The sequence below is a fragment of the Segatella copri genome, assembly GCF_009494395.1.
Lineage (GTDB): Bacteria > Bacteroidota > Bacteroidia > Bacteroidales > Bacteroidaceae > Prevotella.
Map to the genome: position 1 here is coordinate 70007 of NZ_VZCB01000098.1, position 20724 is coordinate 90730.

11 protein-coding genes are annotated in these 20724 nt (G+C 45.5%); 1 reads left to right on the top strand and 10 read right to left on the bottom strand.

What is annotated here, in order from left to right; genetic code table 11:
* Positions 1 to 20: 20 nt before the first annotated feature.
* The 3 genes from F7D73_RS14105 to F7D73_RS14115 all read right to left on the bottom strand — a co-directional run bounded on the left by F7D73_RS14105 (position 21) and on the right by F7D73_RS14115 (position 6261).
* The gene (locus F7D73_RS14105; protein WP_153125692.1) at positions 21 to 1142 is read right to left on the bottom strand and encodes a glycoside hydrolase family 43 protein; all 1122 of its coding nucleotides are present in this window, start codon (positions 1140 to 1142) and stop codon (positions 21 to 23) included.
* Between the two features lie 341 nt (positions 1143 to 1483).
* Positions 1484 to 3205, bottom strand: coding sequence for a RagB/SusD family nutrient uptake outer membrane protein (locus F7D73_RS14110; RefSeq protein ID WP_153125693.1), 1722 nt, complete (start codon positions 3203 to 3205; stop codon positions 1484 to 1486).
* Between the two features lie 11 nt (positions 3206 to 3216).
* On the bottom strand, positions 3217 to 6261 hold the full coding sequence (locus F7D73_RS14115) for a SusC/RagA family TonB-linked outer membrane protein (protein WP_153125695.1): 3045 nt from the start codon (positions 6259 to 6261) through the stop codon (positions 3217 to 3219).
* Positions 6262 to 6511: 250 nt separating this feature from the next.
* Here F7D73_RS14115 and F7D73_RS14120 point away from each other — a divergent pair, with 250 nt between their 5' ends.
* On the top strand, positions 6512 to 10648 hold the full coding sequence (locus F7D73_RS14120; protein ID WP_153125697.1) for a hybrid sensor histidine kinase/response regulator transcription factor: 4137 nt from the start codon (positions 6512 to 6514) through the stop codon (positions 10646 to 10648).
* 47 nt (positions 10649 to 10695) lie between these two features.
* Here F7D73_RS14120 and F7D73_RS14125 read toward each other — a convergent pair whose 3' ends face one another.
* From F7D73_RS14125 to F7D73_RS14155, 7 genes are all read right to left on the bottom strand, one after another.
* Positions 10696 to 12585: a heparinase II/III domain-containing protein gene (locus F7D73_RS14125; RefSeq protein ID WP_153125699.1), complete on the bottom strand. Its 1890-nt coding sequence runs from the start codon at positions 12583 to 12585 to the stop codon at positions 10696 to 10698.
* A 145-nt stretch (positions 12586 to 12730) separates the two neighbouring features.
* Positions 12731 to 13639 (bottom strand): hypothetical protein, encoded by a 909-nt coding sequence (locus F7D73_RS14130; RefSeq protein WP_153125702.1) that lies wholly within the window; start codon positions 13637 to 13639, stop codon positions 12731 to 12733.
* A 27-nt stretch (positions 13640 to 13666) separates the two neighbouring features.
* Entirely contained in the window at positions 13667 to 14428 is a 762-nt protein-coding gene (locus F7D73_RS14135; RefSeq protein ID WP_153125704.1) for a hypothetical protein, read from the bottom strand.
* Positions 14429 to 14463: 35 nt separating this feature from the next.
* Complete coding sequence (locus F7D73_RS14140) at positions 14464 to 14964, bottom strand: RNA polymerase sigma factor (RefSeq protein WP_153125706.1); 501 nt, start codon at positions 14962 to 14964, stop codon at positions 14464 to 14466.
* Positions 14965 to 15102: 138 nt separating this feature from the next.
* Positions 15103 to 17178 (bottom strand): glycoside hydrolase family 127 protein, encoded by a 2076-nt coding sequence (locus F7D73_RS14145; RefSeq protein ID WP_153125708.1) that lies wholly within the window; start codon positions 17176 to 17178, stop codon positions 15103 to 15105.
* A 159-nt stretch (positions 17179 to 17337) separates the two neighbouring features.
* On the bottom strand, positions 17338 to 18333 hold the full coding sequence (locus F7D73_RS14150) for a family 43 glycosylhydrolase (protein ID WP_437182328.1): 996 nt from the start codon (positions 18331 to 18333) through the stop codon (positions 17338 to 17340).
* A gap of 295 nt (positions 18334 to 18628) precedes the next feature.
* Positions 18629 to 20590 (bottom strand): glycoside hydrolase family 97 protein, encoded by a 1962-nt coding sequence (locus F7D73_RS14155; RefSeq protein ID WP_153125712.1) that lies wholly within the window; start codon positions 20588 to 20590, stop codon positions 18629 to 18631.
* Between the last annotated feature and the right edge of the window lie 134 nt (positions 20591 to 20724).

The following is a 20724-nucleotide window of genomic DNA, read 5'->3' on the forward strand; positions in this document are numbered from 1 at the left end:
AAGCAGAGCGACCGTATTTTTTATTGTTTTTTCAACACTGGTGCACCGTTTTCCCAAGAAATTGGTACCCACAAGTGTCTACTGTCACTCAAGTGTTTAGGATTCCACATGTCTGCCATGAATACATAGTCGGCGCCATGGAACATCTTCTTCTGTGCTGCAGTTTCCACCTTATATATATAGGTACCCTGTGCACCGAAGGTCTTGTTGGCACCCTCACCACGGCAAGGATTAGGCAACTGCTCCCAAGGACCGTAGATATTCTTAGCCTTGAACATACGGGCAGCATTAGGCGCCCAACCGGTACATCCGCTGGTGATCATCCAGTAGATGCCATCCTGTTTGAAGATGGTAGGAGCCTCGTTCTGTCCACCTGCTGCCACACGTACATAGCTGCCGTTGTGCTGCATGTAGTCGTCTGTCAACTGTGCAATCTGGAGTGTCAGGTTTTCTTCAGAAGAATAGATGTGGTAAGCCTTGCCGTCATCGTCGATGAAGATGGTCATGTCTCTTGACATCTGTCCTCCCTCGAAGTCTCTCATCCAGAACATGCCGCGCTCTATCTGCTTGCGCCATTCCGGAGTCCACCAGCTCTTCAGTTCCGGGAAGAGAAGCTGATGCTTGAGGTCGGTAGTATCTGGCTTGGCGAACCCTACAGGATAGATGCCCGGATTCACTCTTCCAGAACAGATGAACTTGAAAGGTCCGAAAGGAGTATCGCTGGTAGCCACACCATAGCGGGCTGCACCATATCCCCTACCCTTCAGTTCGAGATGGAACCACATCACGAACTTCTTGGTCTTCTTGTTGTAGAGAACCTTCGGACGTTCGATGATGCATCCGCCCTCAATGTCGCTGCCTGCTTCTTTGGATACAGGAAGCACCAATCCATGATTCTTCCAGTTCTTGAGATCCTTGGAAGTGAAGCAGCTTACGCCGAGAGAGCTGTAAGGCTTGCCATCCTCCGAGCGGCTTTCGCCATACCAATAATAGGTACCTTTGTAGTTGAAGATGTTGCCACCATGAGCATTGATATGCTTGCCGGTATTATCCTTCCACACGCCTCCGTCCATCGGAGCCTGAGCCAGAGTCGGGAGACACGACATCATCCACAACATGATAAATACGAATAGTTTGTTCATTTTGCTGATGTTATTATTAAGTTAGTGAATACGCTAATTGTTTATTCCGATTGCAAAATTAAAGAAAAAGCCCCTTTTCGGGGTCTATTATTCGGTATAAAAGGGATACAAATCGGGAAAATGCAGGAAAACAAATGCAAATCATCACTTCTCCCCCTCTACAAATTTGTTATTTACCATAGATGGCTTTTCCTATCACCATTCTGCGCGAAATGATGTATGATGTATTTAGAATCTTTGCATCAATAGTATTTATAAATACAGCTTCATAGAAACGACAAAAAGGGTGCATCATTAACTTATGACACACCCTCTTACTTCATATTTAGCAGATAAAAATATTATTTTTCATCAACCTCATAACCTGGATTTTGCTCCAATTTAGCATCCTTGTTAAGCTGAATCTCGGTCAAAGGAATCGGTAATAAGATATGCTTATTTGCATCAAAGCCAGAGATTCTCTTATTTTCTGATTTCTCTGCCCACTTGGTAACCATCATATTAACACGATTAGCAAGTTGTCCTGTTCTCATTAATGTGAAGCGTCGGTTTTCCTCGCCTACCAGTTCTCGGATACGCTCATCAAGGATAAAATCGATGGAAATATCAGAAGCACTAACCTTGCCAGCTCCAGGAGCAATCTGTCGATAATCCTTGAATGCACGGTCACGGAGAACATTGATATCATCAGCTGCCCCCTGACTATTGCCCTGACGGAAACGAGCTTCAGCTCTTAACAAGTAGGCTTCAGCAAATCGCATCAAAGGAATATCCTTGACCATTGCATATCCAAAGTCATCTGTAGGGTCGTATGCACCCCACTTTGTTGTATGTGGATACATTACATTCAAAGTGTCTGCTTCATGGCAATATACTTTATCACCCAATCCAATTGTAATCTTCTTGACAACTTTACTTTCGTCATTTTCCCAATATCCATTAGCATTGATACCAATGGTTGCCTTATCTGCCTTCGGTTGCTTGTTACAATAGATGGTACGACGGATATTGAAGTTGGAGTTACGTATGTCACCTTCCTCAAAAATTCCATATTTTACATAGTTACTCAAACGAAGGCGACCGTTTCCACGTCCACCTATAGAATCAGCATTCTGCATAAAGTCTGATAACTTATGGAAGGCAGGAACCCAGTTACGACGCTGCTGTGCATTGTCAATAGTACCGCCAGATACAGAAGTATTATATTCCTGTTCATAAGTCCATATTCCTTCGGTATTACCTTGGCTTCGGCGTTGATTTCCCCAACGGAACATATCATGATAGTAATCACCAGCCTCACCCGTAAATTTACCATAACGTTCAGAAATCAGCTTGTAATTTCCACTGGTAATTGTTGGGGTTATAGCATCTTCAGCTTTCTTATAGTATGAGTTGTCACGCATACCTATACGAAGAAAAGCTTCTGCTGCAACCATACGAGCTGCATCCTTGCTAATTCGTGATTCTTTTGTCAATGCATTCACTTCAGGAAGACCTGCAATAGCCTCAGTGATATCCTTCTCTATCTGAACGTCAATCTCTGCCACAGGTGTACGAGTATAGTCTGTTTTTGGATTAGACGCAGACTCTGTTATCAAAGGAACTGCTCCCCAACCAGTAACCAACTTGTTATAACAATAAGCACGGAAAAATTTAGCTTCTGCTACACACGCTGTAGCACTGGCATCTTCTCCATTGGCTGAGATAATTTGATTTGCACCATTGATGATGCTATATAGTCTTTCCCAATAAAGACGTACGCCTAAACTCTCAGAGTTCAGCTCTCCATACTTATAGAATGGAACCTCTGAACCCTCTGTGTCGCCAGGAGCACCGACATCTGTACCATCCTGCCAAATACCCCAGAAACCTTGAGGCCATGATATTCCTAAAAGTTGACCTATCTGATAGTGTAAACCTAAAACTTTAGCATTCACATCAGAAACATCGGTTCCATAGTTAGAGTACATCTTCTCATCAAGAAAGCTATCGCTACATGATGTGCTTCCCAATGCCAATACAGAGGCTACTGCAGAAGCAATTATAATCTTATTTAGTTTCATTGTTTTCAATTTTAGAATGTCAAGTTGATTCCGAATGTATAACTCTTTGTCATTGGATAGTTGTCTTCCCAATTATCTGATCCACGTCCATCCTGGCGGGTTTCAGGATCCCATCCAATCCAGTCGGTAAAGGTGAAAAGGTTGCGACCTGTGAAGTATACAGTCAAGCCACCTAATCCCACTTTATGCATGGTTGTTTCTGGGAAAGCATAACTCAATGTAACATCTTTAACACGGGTAAAGCTTGCATTCTGGGCAAATCCATATCCATGTTTATTTGAGTTTTTGCGCAAAGAACGCCATTCATTACTCTTATTCTCTGGAGTCCAGTAGCCAATCTCTGTAGTTGTATTACGACGACCCATCTCATCTCCAGCCATACCAATAAGATTATTATTCTTCTTCATTCCCTGCACAGTTTGGATGAATACACTCAAGGACAAGCCTTTGTAGGTAAAGGTATTGGTAATACCTCCAATCCATTTTGGAGTAGTCTGTCCCTTAACATGTCGGTCGTTATCATCTATCTTGCCATCGTTATTACGGTCTGCCAACTTTACGTCACCTGCTTCTGCTACCGGATCCCATTTTTTATGTAATCCAGCGGCAATTTCATCTTCCTGCCAGATTCCTACCATGTCATAATCATAGATTACACCGATAGGCTGACCTATGAACCAGCTGTTGCCCAAATCGTCCTTACCATCACCATAGAGATCCTTGATACGGTTCTGGTTCCATGAGAATACCAAAGTTGTTCCCCAAGTAAAGTCCTTGGTAACAATATTCTTTGAGTTTACAGTAAATTCTACACCCTTGTTGGCTGTTTTACCCATATTGGCATATACATCACTGAAGCCTGACACCTTAGGCAAATTACGCTTCAGAAGCAAACCTGTTGTTGTTGAAGTGTAAATATCCAAGTTTCCATTGATACGATTATTCAACAGTCCAAAGTCTAATCCAACATTGAAAGTTTTGGTAGTCTCCCAAGAGAGGTTGGAATTACCCATACGACTATTTGGAACAAGACCTACTACAGAATTTTTACCCATAGCAAATTTTTTCACGTCCATTTTCATCAATGTCTGATATACGCCGATTGCCTCATTACCTGATTTACCATATGAAAGACGAAGCTTTAAGTTATTCAGCCAATTCTGAGACTTCTGCATGAACTGTTCGTTTGCAATATTCCAACCCAATGCTACAGAAGGGAATACACCATACTTGTTATTCTCTCCAAATACAGAAGAACCGTCACGACGTACAGTAAATGTAAACAGATAACGACTATCATAAGAATAGTTCAAACGTCCCATTTGTGAAACGGTAGTGTATAAATCTGCATAAGATTTCACAGAAGCAGACTCTGCACCTTCCAAATTATCAAATCCGAGGTCATCATTGATAAACTTGCTACCTTTAGCTGTTGACTCCGAATATTTTTTACGAGAAGCAGCATACAATCCCGTTAAATCGAAATGATGCTTTTCGATATCCTTTGCATAAGTAAGGATATTCTCAATAGTATAGGTCTGAGTATCCTTGTTGATGATTTCACCAGTTCCATTCAGATCATTAGCTGCAGCACCTGTATAGGTATTTGTACGGGCTGGCGCATAAGAGAAACCTGCATTGAGTTTATATTTCAAGCCAGCTAATGGTTTCCAGATGTTTCCGAAATCCATTTCAGCAAAACCATTGATGCTAACATTCCATTGACGACGTTCTGCCTGCTTGGTCTGACCGATCATAGGATTGGCCCACAACTGCTCTGAATACATAGGATAAATGCAGTAGCTACCATCTTCATTATACATCTTTCCCCAAGGAGACATAGCCTCTGCATTCAAGAAATTAACACGTCCTCCATCACGGTTATGAGATGCAATATAGGTGTTAGTTCCCACCTTCAGATAATCGGTAACATCCATATCAATATTGGTGCGGAGAGAATAACGTTTATAGTTGAATCCCTTCAATACACCTTTTTGGCTCAGATAATCACCAGAAACATAGTATCTGACTCTTTCTGCACCACCTGCTACACTGATATTATGGTCTGTAATAATTCCTGTTTGTGAAGCTTCATCATAAATCCAATCTGTCTGAATACCTTTCTCATAATTTTCAGCTTCATTTGCATACTTAACATTATCATTATACATACTCTCACCAGGATTGATAGCAATATAATCCTTGTAACGCTGGATAATCTGGTTTCCATCGCAGAACTTCAATTTATGAGAAAAATCTTCTAAACCGATATAGCCACTATATCTGATAGTAGGTTTTCCTGATTTACCATGCTTGGTAGTAATCAGAATAACACCATTGGCACCATTGGTACCATAAATAGCTGTGGCAGAAGCATCTTTCAAGATTTCCATTGATTCGATATCAGAAGGTGCAATATCATTGAGAGAACCACCAGTCTTGTTGATAGGCACACCATCAACTACGATGTATGGTCCTGAATTAGCATTAATAGAGTTTTGACCACGTACCAATGCACTTGGAGCATCACCTGGAATGGAAGAACTTTGAGTAATGGTTACACCGGCTGCCGCGCCCTGAACAGCCTGCAGCACGTTAGTAACAGGAAGTTTCTCAAGGCGTTCTTTGTTTACAGATGTTACAGACCCCGTAACATCCGACTTTTTCTGGACACCATAACCTACGACAACCACCTCATTGAGTGTCTGGTTATCGTCCTGTAACGTTACCTTTACTGATCCTTTACCGACCTTAATGGTCTGCGTTTTAAAACCAATATAGGAGATTTCTAAAGTTGAACCAGGAGCAGCGTTCAAAGAGAAGTTACCTTCAAGGTCAGTAACTGTACCTCCTTTTTGCCCCCCCACTTTTACGGTAGCACCGATAATAGGTTCACCGTTGCTATCAACGACTGTACCTTGTACCTTACCTGACTGCTGAACAATCTGTACAGAAGGAACAGCCATAACAGACTGAGGAGAGAGAGCCAAGCCTGAGGCTATAGCAGCTAACGCCATCAATCTTCTAGACGTGATGTTTAGATTTACATTTTCCATTAGTTGTAAATTTTGTTAGTTATATACTTTCAGTTTATTCTCGCTTGTCATTTGCGGATTTAACAAATCTCACACATAGAATGTTCGTTGTTCTAGGTGCAAAAGTCGTTCTTTTTTGTTAATATAAGGAGAAAAAATCGGTAATCATAGGGAACATATCGTTAAAAACCACTTATTTTTGCTCTTTTTACTAAATTCTTTATATCTTTGCAGTAAAATTTAAGAAACCGACGATTAATAAATATAAGACATGAAATCTACATTTATACACATTCTAGTCTGTCTGATATGCTTTGTCTCCCAGGTCAAAGCACAGGATTTTCCATACCGTTATCTCCCTCCAATCACCATTGCGCCTACCGAAGAGGCTAGCTGTATGCTCTTCGATAAGGAAGGTATGATGTGGGTGGGAACCAATGCCGGAGTGAAATCATACGATGGCTATCATGTGAAAACCTACAAGACGAATGCGTACCAGCCAGGCATACTACCCAATAATACCATCCGGTCCATAGCCGAAGATCATCAGGATAATCTTTGGCTGGGAACTCGCAATGGTCTGGTAAGAATGAACAAGCGCACTGGAAAGTTCAAGACTTTCTTCCTGCCAGATGAATCTCAGCGCATCATCTATACCCTCTTCGTATCAAAAGATGGAACTTTATGGATTGGAACTGATGGGGGAATCTCCTACTTCAATCCCAAGACGGAGACTTTCTATACCTATAATAATAAGAATGCATGGCTCATTGATGAGAATGGCAGCAGAAAGAAAATGCCCGGCTATAGCGTGAAAACCATCATAGAAGACAGAAACGGCGACCTGCTCATCGGCACCTGGTCGTCAGGTCTCATGCGCTTCCGCCGTGGAGGCAATACCTTCTACCGCTATCCGCAGCTCAATGCCACCAATTCCGCCTACTCCCTCTTCCTCGACAAGCACAACCACCTGTGGGTGGGAACCTGGGGATATGGCGTTGTACGTCTGGACAATCCGGGAAATGTGCGACAGCCAGAAATGCATCAATACCCGTATAGCACCAGCCATTTTGATACCTTCTATAAGATAGTACACGACCCTGTAACGAAAACGCTCTGGGCATGTACCCGAGAAGGTGTGTGCTATCTCGAAGAAGATATGCCTAATGCTGAATGGAAAGGATTTACCTCCATCGGCAACAACCCTCTCAACTTCAACAACGACATCGCTACCGATGGCAAAGGCAACATCTGGCTCTGTACGCAGAACAACGGTATTCTGCAGGTTAACACCCAGCCATCGCTGTTCAAACTCTGGAATCTCGATACCAGTCATACTCATCTCACCATCAACTACGTATATTCCATACTCACTACCGATGGCGAGAATTTCTGGTTGGGATTGAATCCATACGGCATCGCCCTGCACAACCGAAAGACAGGTAAAACACTCTTCAACCAGGAAATTCCGGGATTTTCTGACATCCCATCCAGAGCCTTTACCACAAGTATCTCGGATATTGCCCAGAGAAGCAATGGAGAAATCTGGATAGCCAACAACAATTATGGCGTCATCGTCAAGCCTTTGGGTAAACCAGCCTATCAGATTACGCACGAAAAGCATCCATCCATCATACAGGATAATTTCGTCAACACCTTGTTCGAATCGAAAGATAAAGTAATGTGGATAGGACAGCGCAACGGCTTGAGCATAGTAACTCCAAACAATCAGGGCCATCGGATCACGATGAAGGAGGGAAAGAAGAACTTAACCTCATGCGACATCCGCCATATCTCGCAAGATAAGCAAGGAAACATCTGGCTGGCTACCGATAATGAAGGTATCATACGCATATCGGGCAACGCCAGGAACAAGAAGACTTTGAAATTCAAACAGTATAATCCAGACCATCATAACTTTGCCATTGATGATGCCATCGCCTGCCTCGAAGACTCGAGAGGAAGGCTCTGGGCTATCTCCAACAGTGGCGGACTCTTCCTATATAATAAGGTGGAAGACCGTTTTGAACCGAAGAACCATGAATATCATCTGCCGGGCGACCGTGTGCTCACCATCAAGGAAGATGAGAAGGGCAATCTCTGGCTCACCACCGACTATGCCCTCGTGAACATCATCTGGGGCAATGACAGCGAAAAACCGCAGGACATCACCTACTTTACCAGCGAGGACGGCATAGGAAATGTTCTCTTCTCGCCAAACACGGCATGCAAGTATGGCAAGGAACTCTTCTTCGGAAGCCGGACCAGCTTCTTCTCGTTCATGCCGTCCATGAAGGCTAAGCTAAAAGACAATAGAAGACCGAAACTGGTGATAACAGACGTCATCATTGATGACCAGCCTTTCGCTCAACTCGATTCTATCGACAAGGAAGAGATTTCGAAAGAAACACCAGGCTATACCCGCAAAATCACGATACCGGCAAGGGTGAAGAAATTCTCCGTAGAATTTTCTCTCCTTACCTACGGCAATACAGAGAAAAACGTATATGCTTACCAGCTGGAAGGTTATGACGAAGACTGGCAGTACTGCAACAAAGGCACGCATAAGGCTGTTTTCCAGAACCTTCCTTCCGGAACCTACCACCTGAGGGTAAAGGCTACGGATGGTTATGGTCATTGGCAGGAGCTGCCATACACCATCTCCATCCAGGTGCTGCCGCCATGGTATGCCTCCAGAATAGCCTTCATGTTCTATATCCTGATGCTGATAGGCGGCATCTTTGCTACTGCCAGATGGTATAAGGAGCGGGTGAAGACCAGAAACAGTCTGCAGATGGGAGTCATCCTCACCAACATCACCCACGAGCTGCTCACCCCGCTCACCGTCATCTCTGCCACCATCTACAAGCTCAAGGAAAGAGCGCCACAATATGAGGAAGATTATCTGGTGATGGACAACAACATCAACCGTACCACCCGACTCCTGCGACAGATTCTAGAAGTAAGAAAGTCGCAGGCAGGACAGCTGCATCTGCTCGTGAGCCGCGGCAACCTGATTTCGTTCATCGAAGAAGCCTGCGAGAATATCCGTCCGATGGCAGAACATCAGAAGGTTACGCTATCACTGGAGAAGCCAAAGGCAGAAGGAACGGCATGGTTTGATGCAGACAAGATGGATAAGATTATCTACAATCTGCTCTCCAACGCCATTAAATATAATAAGGTGGGAGGCAAGATAGATGTATCGCTCAGCCTCGGCAAGGACCAGGTGGTCATCACCATCGCGGATAATGGCATCGGCATGTCGAAGGAGAAGATGCAGCATCTCTACACCCGATTCTTCGATGGCGACTACCGCAAGCAGAACATGCCGGGAACCGGTATCGGACTATCGCTGACCCACGACCTGGTGAAACTGCATCATGGCGACATCCAATGTGAAAGCCAGGAAGGCGAAGGCACTACCTTCACCCTTACCCTGCCTATCAGGAAGAGTGCATATGCACCAGATGAAATAGACAACTCTGACAAACCAAATGCAGTAAATCAGGAAGCCATCAGACAGGCAAGCCAGGAAACGAAGCAGGATTCCCAACCTGCTTCCGATGACAAGCCTAAGCTGGCACCAGTCCGCCAGAGCATCTTCATCCGCAAGAATGCGAGCAAGATCCTGGTGGTTGAGGACAACGAGGAGCTGCTCGCCCTGATGCTGCAGGTATTGAGCAAGAACTATCATGTGTTTACGGCAAAGAACGGAAAGCAGGCAATGAGCATCATCATGAAGGAGAAACTCGACCTCGTGGTGAGCGACGTGATGATGCCGATTATGGACGGTATCGAACTGACCAAGCAGCTCAAGTCTGACAAGAGCTTCTGGCAGCTGCCTATCATCCTGCTCACCGCCAAGAACAAGGAAGAGGACAAGACCGAGGCTTATGCCGTAGGAGCAGACGCCTATATCAACAAGCCGTTCAAGTTTGACGAACTGGAAGTCCGCATCAATGCCCTGCTTGCCAACCGCAAGAAGATGATAGAAAAGATTCAGGCTGAAATTTCGCTCCAGACAAGCGCTGAGGACGAAGCACAGGCTGCATTACATTTGAGCAACCCAGACCAGGCATTCATCACTCGTGCCACAGAGGTAGTGATGCAACATCTTGCAGATGGCGATTACAACCGCGAGTCTTTTGCCAAGGATATGGCGATGGGTGAATCCACCCTATATAATAAGGTGAAAGCCACAACGGGGCAAACGGTCATTGCCTTCATCACCAGCATCCGCCTGAAGGAGGCTCAGCGCATCATCCGGTCGAACCCTAACATTCTGATCAGCGATGTGGCAATACAAGTGGGCTTCAACACGCCGAAGTATTTCTCCAAATGCTTCAAGAAGGAGTTCGGCGTCTTCCCGAAGGAGTATGCTGAGCAACTGAAAGATATCAAATAAATACTATCTCCCTGTCACTATTCTGCGCGAAATCCATAGAATAAACTTTACCTCGTTCCTACGAACCGGTATTTCACTTTTGCCATCGGATAGTTATCGTTCAGTCGCAGAATGATGCGATAGACGTTATCCTTCCACTGCGTCTTCATGATGCCATCCGTCATCTGCACCTTTTCTACGGATGCCGAAAGATACTGCGCATCATATTCCAGACGAACCATACCGCCCTGAAGGAGGATTCTGCCAGTCTTCTGAACCACCGGCTTGCCATACGCCATCAGGATAATCTGATTATCAAAGACCTGACCATTCAGTCGGTCCTTCTCTATCTGCAGGGAATCGAGCTTGTACTGTTCGGTTACTTCTACCCAGTTATATTCTCTATCCAAGGCAATGGTACGCTGCCATTTATCCACATGCGCTCCTTCGGTATAAGCCTTTTCGAGATTCAACGACAGGGAAGAAACACCATCTGCAAAGACATGATTTACCTTCTCGGCACGATACTTCCTGCCATCCTTCTGCTCCAGACCATTGATGATAGGAACGTTGTGATAAGCCGAACGGCAGTTCATCAGCTCAAAGCGCTGGTTGCTGAACGACTTCGAGGTATAAGTATCACGTCCCAGGTCGATGACAACCGGCTGATTGTTGTGATAAACGATAAAGTTGCCGATATCGTTGTGGTTATGGCTTTCGGCATTGTTACCACCTTTCGCCGCCACAAACCAGTTCTTGTTGCTCGCCACCATAATCTGGGAATTTTCCAGATAGACATCTTCCGTCTTTGGCTCTACAGCTGCAGTTTCCTGATACTTCGGCAGCATGGAGAGGAGCATCAGTTCCCTACCCAGCTTCGGATAGTTGCCCGATTTCAGGAAGAGCGTTGTAGGCTTGAGGGTATATTGATATTTCTTGCCCACATAAGCTGCCAACTGCATCATCTGCAGGTTCTGGAGATAGGCTCCATAAGGAAAGAGGATGTTGATGTTCGGAACGTTCTGAGCCTGGGCATCCGAGAAATTCACAAAAGTAAGGTCGTTGATATACATCGTAGTGATGAACCTACCCATATTCTCCACCTTTTTCTTCTGAGCTTCATTCAATGTCAGGACAGCCTGCTTGGGAGCAAACTGCATGAAATAGAGCGACTCGAAGAACGAGGCTCCGGCACAGTCCCAATAGCTGACACCTTCCTCACAACCGCCATCATCAGGATAACCCTTCAGGAAGGTTCGCAGACATTGCTGCACTCCCTTGAAGGCAGCATCTCGCTGCTTGGCATCTGATTCGCAAATCAAAACAGTTTCCAACCAGTTACTCGTAATCCAGGTATTCCAGTTGTTGGCATTGTTCTTCCAGCCCTGCGGCTGGTTCAACACCGGTTGCAGGAATCGGCGTTCTATCTCGTTTCTCACCTGATCGCAGAGTCCCTTTTCCTTCCTGTTGATTTCATCTTCCAGCATATAGAGGGTCCATGCAAGCATGCCTGCCGTCTCTGCATTGAAGAGATCAACCGACTGGATATCCTTTTCAGGATGGTCTTTCGGATAATGCGCCGGTATTCCCCACCAGGGTTCCTTCTCTATAAAATAATGTAAACCCTTGCGGATAGAAGGCAGAAACCGTCCCCTGCCCTGCATGATTTCTGCCATCACCAGACAGACAAACTGTTTTCTGATACCAAAGCTAGCTTCCTCGTATCGGGTACGGTTACCATTGGTTCGGAACTCGGCAAAAGTTTCAGCAGGGATGGCATTCCAAGGTTTCTTCTGATAGAGATTGCCCAACCGGATATAATCGTTGCGCATCGCCACCGGCACCTGCTTCTGCCAATACTTGTCGCCAGCCTTCGGGAAAGGCACAAAAAAAGCCTGGGCTTTCATCAACATAGATGAAAGCACCAAGCCTAATATCATTATCAATTTCTTAGTCATATCGTTTACTTTTTGCGTACAAAGTTACGAAATAATAACAAGACCTAAGTCTAGAAAAAGATAATTTTAGAGAAAATATCGCTTTAAAGCGGTATTTTAAGAGAGAGAGTTTCACATTTTCCTCTGTTTATCCACCCAGAACAGACTACTTACTCAAAGAATTGGCTGTCAGTCCCAGAAGGCTCTGCAGATATTCATCGTCTGTATCCTTCTTCATCACATTCAGCGAAGTGGCGCAGAATTTCTTCTCGTCAGCATTCAGCAACTTAGCATAGCCCTTACAGAGCTTGACTATCTTATTGGCAACACCCGTCTGGAGGGTACGTCGAGTTACCTGATTTCCCAAATAAGGGTATTGGTCTCTGGCATTCTTAAAGGCAGCACGGAGCGTGTTGAGTTGCATTATAAACTCTGCCGCATCCTTTGGAGGAGTCATATCCAAGCCATAACTGCGAACCAGATTTTTGTTATACCTGATGTTGCCCAGAGAAACAAGAGAATCAAAACCCTGATCTGCTTTCATCTTATAAGTTGATGACTCTTTATAGGCTTGCGGATCCTTGGAGTGGAACTTATACACACTGCCCAATACCATATCATTCTTTCCTGGATACCACACCAAGGCATAAACATATCGCATGGTAGAATCCTTGCAGTCACGGAAATACTGCAGGTTATAGTTGCGGTCCTTGTGAGCACCAAACAAGTAGGTCGTGGAATTGTTATTGCCATATCCCACCCGATTCGTCTCAATGCTGGCAGAACCCGCTTTCTTGGTAAAACTGCTATAAGCGAGACGACTATTGCTCAACAAAGCCTTATGAAAGGTATCCACCATTTTCTGCTTCTTTCCGGGAACGGCGAACTCAAATCCCTTCATCATACCTATATTGTAGGTATTCATCGTGGAAGAAGTAACGAGGTCGTCTTGCGACAAATCCTGTACGAATTTATCAAAAGCCTGGTCGATGTTCGGTATAGGCTTCTGGGCATGGCAAGCCGAAGAGAGCATCATCAGGCAAGCCACAAATGCTAATTTAAAAGTTGTTTTCATATTCTTCTTCTTTTTAATTGTTTCTTGTTAATAAACCTCCTGGTCATCACTCACATGGTCCTCATCATGCACATTCTCCTCGCCTTCGAACGAGGCACTGGCAATATCGGCATTGAGCGACTGGGTCTGAAGAGCATCGACGAGATAGAGTTTGAAGAACATTTCGTTCTGCTGTGCCTCCATCTCCCGGAGATGCTCATCGGCAAGCTTTTCCGGCTCTGCCAACAAAGAATCGGTAGCAATATTCTGAGCTATCCAAAGCTTTGGAGGAGCAGGAGCAAACAGATGCTGACGATATTGCCTCTGCTTGTGCTTCCTTGTCTTGGGAGATACGGAATCACCCGACTTTTTTATCTTTTCAGGCATGGAGAGATCGGCATTTGTCGATTTCTTCTCGTGGACAACAGCAGAATCTATATCCTCCGGAGTCGTTCTTCCATCGAGTTGAGCCATCTTCGAATCATCCTGATGCCCTGTCTGTCGCCCTATCCAAGGAACAGCAAACCATATCAGCAGGGCGATGGATGCTGCCAAACTAAGCGGCAACCATAGGCGGCGCATTCGTGCCTTAGCCTTTGGATGAGCATTTTCTACATGCTCCTCCGCCTCATGGTCAAGAGGCATACCCTCGTCGAAATATCCAAACATCATCTGGTATTCCTTCAAGTCATCGCTCACATCGGGATGCTGCCGAAACCACTCCCCTAGCAGAACCTCCTCTTCCCGGGAAGTCTCACCAGCCATAAACCGGTCGAGCAACAAACGTATGTCTTTTTCTTTTTCGTTCATATCCTATTTCCTCCTTTATTGATTATACATAAGAGCTATCGACATCTTTTTCTGATTTCCTGCAACATCTGCTTTCTTGCCCTCGAGAGCAACACAGATACAGATTCTATGGTGATGCCCACGATTTGCGCTATTTCCTCAGAGCTTTTCTTCTCTACTTGTCGCAGATAAAGCACCTGATATTGGTTGGAGGGCAGCGCCTTGAGGCGTTTTTGGAGCCACAGCTCGTTCTCCGAGTTTTCCACTTCCACATCGGGCGGCGCATAGTGGCTAGGCGACTTATCGAAAGGCTGGGCATCTATCGAAATCATCTTCCGCTTGCGAAAGAAGTCGATGCAAAGATGCTTAGCTATGCAGCCCATCGAACCTTTGGCATGAGCAGCAGACTGAATATCATCCTTGATGGCCCAGAGCTTGAGCATCGCATCCTGTGCGATATCCTCAGCCTCATCGCAGCCAACACCATAACCTTGACTGATCTGCAAGGTTATCTGCCGCAACTGCGGAACGATATGGATGAATTCATTCTCTGTCATTAGCTCTCTTTTGTTTTATTTGTTCAAAACTACAACATAAACGGAAAAAAAGTGTTTTTCTTAATGAGATTAACCTATATTAACAAGAAAGCCTGGCAATAACGGTTGCCAGGCTTTCTTATTTTATAAAACTGCAAATTATTTATCCAAAGCATTCAAGTTCTGATAGAACCAGACATTCATTTGGTTGGCACCACGATGATTCCAGGCATAGTAAGGAATCAGGGTGAGCTTCTGGTTCTTGACAGAAACGGTGCCATCAGCAGCCTGGTCGAGCACCTGCGAAGAGGTCTGGATAGCCTTTACCGAGAAGGCTGGAGCACCCTTGGTCTCTGTGTTCTCGATGCTGTAGTTATCTACCAGCGAGAATGCAGGCTTCTTAGCCATTACGGCACGGAGCACTGGCTCGTTCTGATTATCCACAGCCTCAGCGCAATATACCAATGGTCCACGCTCTACGGCAACCTTACCCTTATCATCTGCAACCTTGCCATTAGCAACTACTGTACGAACCGGCATATCGAAGTGGATGCGGATGACATCGCCCTTCTTGATGTTCTTGACAGGGAGATAACCCTTGTTGGCATCGAGGTCAGCCTCCACAGCCTTGCCGTTTACGGTTACGCTATAAGCAGGCTTCTCTGCATCGCTATACTTGTAAAGATCGCTAGGCACCACCTGGTTGCGAACCCATCCAGGAATACGGACCAGGAGGTTGGCATTCTTTACACCGCTCTTCTTCACAGCAATCTTGATATCGCCGTTCCAAGGATACTCGGTAGTTTCCTCCAGAACCACATCCTTACCATTTACCTTGATGGTAGATGTATTGCCGGCAAAGAGATTCACATAGATATCGTTATCCTTCACGCCATAGAGATAACCTGGAACAGAAGGGATGAAGCGGCACAAGTTACTCGGGCAGCAGGCACATCCGAACCAAGGCTGGCGGGTGGTGTTGCCATCGGCATTAAACTTATACTTGCCATCGCTAGACAATGGGTTAGGATAGAAGAATCTGCCACCATCCATGCTCATACCCGAGATGACACCATTATATAAGGTACGCTCCATGCAGTCGATATACTTGCTCTCGCCGTGAAGGAGGAACATACGTTCGAAGAGGTAAACCATAGAGATGGCTGCACAGGTCTCGTTGTAGGCAGTCATGTTTGGCAACTCATAGTTATCACCGAAAGCCTCACCGGCATGGCGGGCACCTACACCACCTGTAAGATAGTATTTCTTGCCAACGATGTTTTCGAAAATGCGGTCGATCACCTTCATATAGGCAGAATCCTTGGTCAGGGCAGCCACATCGGCAATACCGGCATACATATAGCCGGCACGCACCGCATGACCTACCGCCTCTTTCTGCTCCAGGATAGGAGCCTGACTCTGAGAATATGGGTTGCGGATATGAGTCTTGCCACGATAGTCGAGCAGATACTTAGCCTCATCCAGATACTTCTTCTCACCGGTCAAGGTATAGAGACGAGCCAAAGCCATCTCTGCAATCTGGTGTCCCGGAACGATGGTAGCCTGTCCTGGTTTAGGTCCAACCTCCTTTACCACGCAATCAGCATAACGCTTGGCGATATTCAGAAACTTGGTGCTTCCGGTAGCCTGATAGTGAGCGCAGGCTGCATCTACCATGTGACCGAGGTTGTAAAGCTCGTGGCTCGCCTCCTCGTCCTTGACCCAACGCTTATTTCCCGACCATCCGTGTGGATGCTTTGGGTTAATGGTACGGGCGGTATAGAGATAGCCATCTGGCTCCTGTGCCGCAGCTACCACATCGAGCACGCTGTCGATGTAAGCCTTCAACTTCTTGTTCGGATAAGTCTGTAGGATGTAGCTGGCACCTTCGATGGTCTTATAAACATCGGTATCATCGAAAGAGAAGCCCATGAACTTGCTCACATCCCACTCCTTGGTATCCAAGCCCAGGTGGTTAGGATGCTGCAAGGTATAGGCAGCCATCTCGAAGTTCTTGTAACGGTGCTCGCTCTCACACTTGCTGAAAGCCAATGGCACGGTTACCTCTCGGGCAGCCTTCAGACGGGCACCCCAGAAAGTATTCTGTGAAATCTTCACACTGGTGAATGGTACTTGAGTGAATGGATAGCCATTGCCCAATGTCTTCTGCTTCTGCGCCATTGTTGGCATTGCCACGGCAGCAGAAAGCAATACTGCTGAAATTAATCTCTTCATTGTTGATAGGTTTAAATAAATTATTATTGTTTTGCGGTTGCAAAGATAATAAAACTTATCGAATAAAGTGTGAAATAAACAACAAAAGATAGGTACTAATCGTTCAAAATAACATTTAGCACCTATCTTTTACCTTATTTATATACCTATTTCAGCACTTTATATCCCTTTATGGGTAGGAATCACTCGCTTGATGGTGCCATCGGCATTGAATTCCATCTTGTCGATACAGACCTCACGATGAACACCTGGCTGATGATGAATGTAAGCCTTGTTGATGCGATGATATACGATATACCACTCATCTGTACCTGGCTTCTGAATCACGGAATTATGAGCTGTGCCATAAATCTCATGCTGTGGGTCCTGAATCAGAACGATAGGATCCTTGGCCACCTCGATAGGACCGAACGGAGACTTGGATGTACCATAAGCCACATGATAGTTGGCTGCACCGGTATCATCCACCGACCACATGAAGTAGTAGAGTCCGTTGCGATAGAACACGTATGGAGCCTCGCGGTAAGCATAGTCCTTCAGGCTTCCACCCTTTGGAGTCATCACGGTTACGGTTTCATCCTTAACTTGAGTCATGCTTGGTTCCAGCTCGGCACCAGCCATGAAGCTGTTGCCCCAATAGAGGTAAGGCTTCTTCGATACCGGGTCGATGAAGACATCCACATCAATGAGCTGACCGTTGCAACCCGGATGGTTCTTCGCCAGAAGAGGATGACCCAGGTCAACGAATGGACCCGTAGGAGAATCCGCAACCGCTACACCCATCTGCTTTCTGCCGTTGTCATTAGGACGGGCACTGAAATAGAGATAGTACTTGTAGCTGCCGTCCTTCTGCTTCACCTCTACGGCTGCCGGAGCCCAGAGGTTGCCGTTGGCCCAGGAAATCTGGTCACTCTTTGCATCGAGCACCACACCTTCGTTCTTCCATTTCTTGAGATTCTTGGATGAATAGCAATAATATTGCCATCCACCCCATCCAGGAGTTCCATCCGTGGTGGAATAGATATAATACTTCTTTGTCTTGTTGGAATACAGGATTTCCGGATCCGCATGAAAATCCGGAAGAATCGGATTTCCCTTACCCGTGTATGAAGGGTTAGGCACGGTTGGTTTCTGTGCCATCACAGGAGCAGCCATCAGGAAGGCTGCTGCCATCATTCCAACGATTGTCAGTTTTCTGTTCATCATTATCTTGTTTTAAATGTTAGTCTTCACGATTTACCTGCAAAGATACATCATTCTATACGAACAGAGGAATACAATTTCTGAGAAAAAGTATAATTATCGTTCAAAAGGCAGTTTTTTCACCCTTAAACCAGAAAATCTCCTTAGCTTCTTTATTAATTTTAAACATTAAGACGTGGGACCAGCGATGGAATCGATGGGAACAGAGGTACAAAGGGGGAAAGGTTCTTTTTACTTTTTTACCTTTTTACTTTTTAACGATCAATCCACCCTTAGGCTGCATTTCCACCTTCAGGTTTCCCTTCTTATCCACCTTCACGTTCTTCATCTGCGATACTGGCCAGAGTGCCTTCTTGTCCTTGCTGACTGTTTCATGATAATAGGTAACACTCTTGCCGGCAAGCATTGGCAGATTCAGGGTGAGTTTCATCACCTGGTCTGTGCCGTTCAAACCTGCCACATACCATTTATCACCATGGCGACGTGCCACAACCGCATATTTTCCAGGATAACCAGCGATGAACTTCGTCTCATCCCAGGTAGTAGGAACACTCTTCAGGAAATCAATCTCGTGCTGAGGAAGCTCAGAAAGATTGTTCGGATAGATGGCGATGCACAGGATAGCTGCCTGGTTCATGATAGCCGAAGCCATCTCGAAAACATCGGTGGTATAACGGCGATGACGACTCTTGTTATCCTTGGAGAGATACTTGTTCATGATGGTACCACCCCAATCCATCGCTCCCACGGCATTACGGCAGAATGGATGCATGGTGAGTTCGAAAGCCTCCTGCTTGGCATGATAATCAGAGAAGAATACATTCTCTGAAGCCAGTACAGCCTCGCTCGATACATAGTTAGGATACATGCGCTCCCAACCTCTTGGCAAAGTACAGCCATGGAAGATAACCTGAATGCCATAATCGTTGGCATCGCTGAGGATGTCTTCATACTGCTGCATGGTGTGCTGCTTGTCGCCACCGAAGAAATCTACCTTGATACCCTTGATGCCGATGCTCTTCATCCAAGCCATTTCCTTCTTGCGGGTCACGATGTTATCCATGATGCCACGAGGTCCCTGAGGTGCATCGTTTGCCACACCATTGGAATTATACCAGAGCATCAGACTTACATTCTTGCTCTGCGCATACTTGCTCAATTCGGCAATCTTGTCTCTTCCAATTTGAGTATCCCAGAGTGCATCAACCAGCACATATTCAAATCCCATGGTAGCAGCCAGGTCGATGAACTGCTTCTGGTCGTTATAGTTACAGGAACCATCCTGCCAGATGAGCCAGCTCCAGGCATACTTGCCTGTTCCGTATTTCTGGGAAGCCTCGAATCTTGGCTCCACTACATCGTATGGAATGGTGGTCTCTACCAATGGCTTCAAATCAGAACCCACGGTGATGGTTCGCCAAGGAGTGGACCCCGGAAGTATGAAGGCGCCCGATGTAGAACCTATGCCATCTGCCTCTTTCTCCATCGGGAAGGCTATCTGATAACCCTTTGCTGCATCGTAATCGCTGATATGACAACCCGGATAGTTGCCGTGAGTACCCGTTTCGCTGACCAATACCCAGCCATCGCCGCCTACCTTGAAGAGGCATGGGAAGGTATAGCCATGACCATAACCGGATTTTGCCGTTAAAGGCTGATCTACCTTGTAATCCTCCTCATAGCTTGGTTTGGTTCGGGCAAAACCGATGAGCGGATCCGACTGTGGACAAAGGTAAGTGGTGGTTGCCTTTGGAAGATTGAAGGCTGTCTTCTCTTCGTTTACGATGAGATGCTGAGCCTTCAGCTGATTGAAAGTATAACGGAAAGCCACATCGTTGTTGCTCACGTTGAAGGTAACCGTCATCGGCTGCTTCTTGCCGTTCAGATAAGTCACGTTGAGCTGGTTGGCATGATAATCTACATGCGAAACCTTGGCGGTACGGAGATCATAGCTCTTCTCCACCTTTGCTTCTTTCTTATTCTGATAGGTCAAGCCCTGACTGAAATCGCCCACATTGGCAAGGAGTCCGAGCTGCGATTCCTCCATCATTCGCTTGCCTGCATAGTCGATGGAATAATAGAGTTTGCCATCGCGGTCTTCCACCACGACATTCAACTTACCATCAGGAGAAGTGATGGTATTCTTTTCGGCATAGGCGCCGATGCCAGCCATCAATGCCAGCGCTACTGCTAAAACGTTTTTCTTCATTTCCGATTGCGTATAGTTTAGTTATGATTATATTTTTGTGATTGCAAAGATACAGAATTTAAACGATTATCATGTCCTCAAATCGATAGAAAAAGTATATAATTCATCATTTTGGCACAAATCATAAAGTTTAA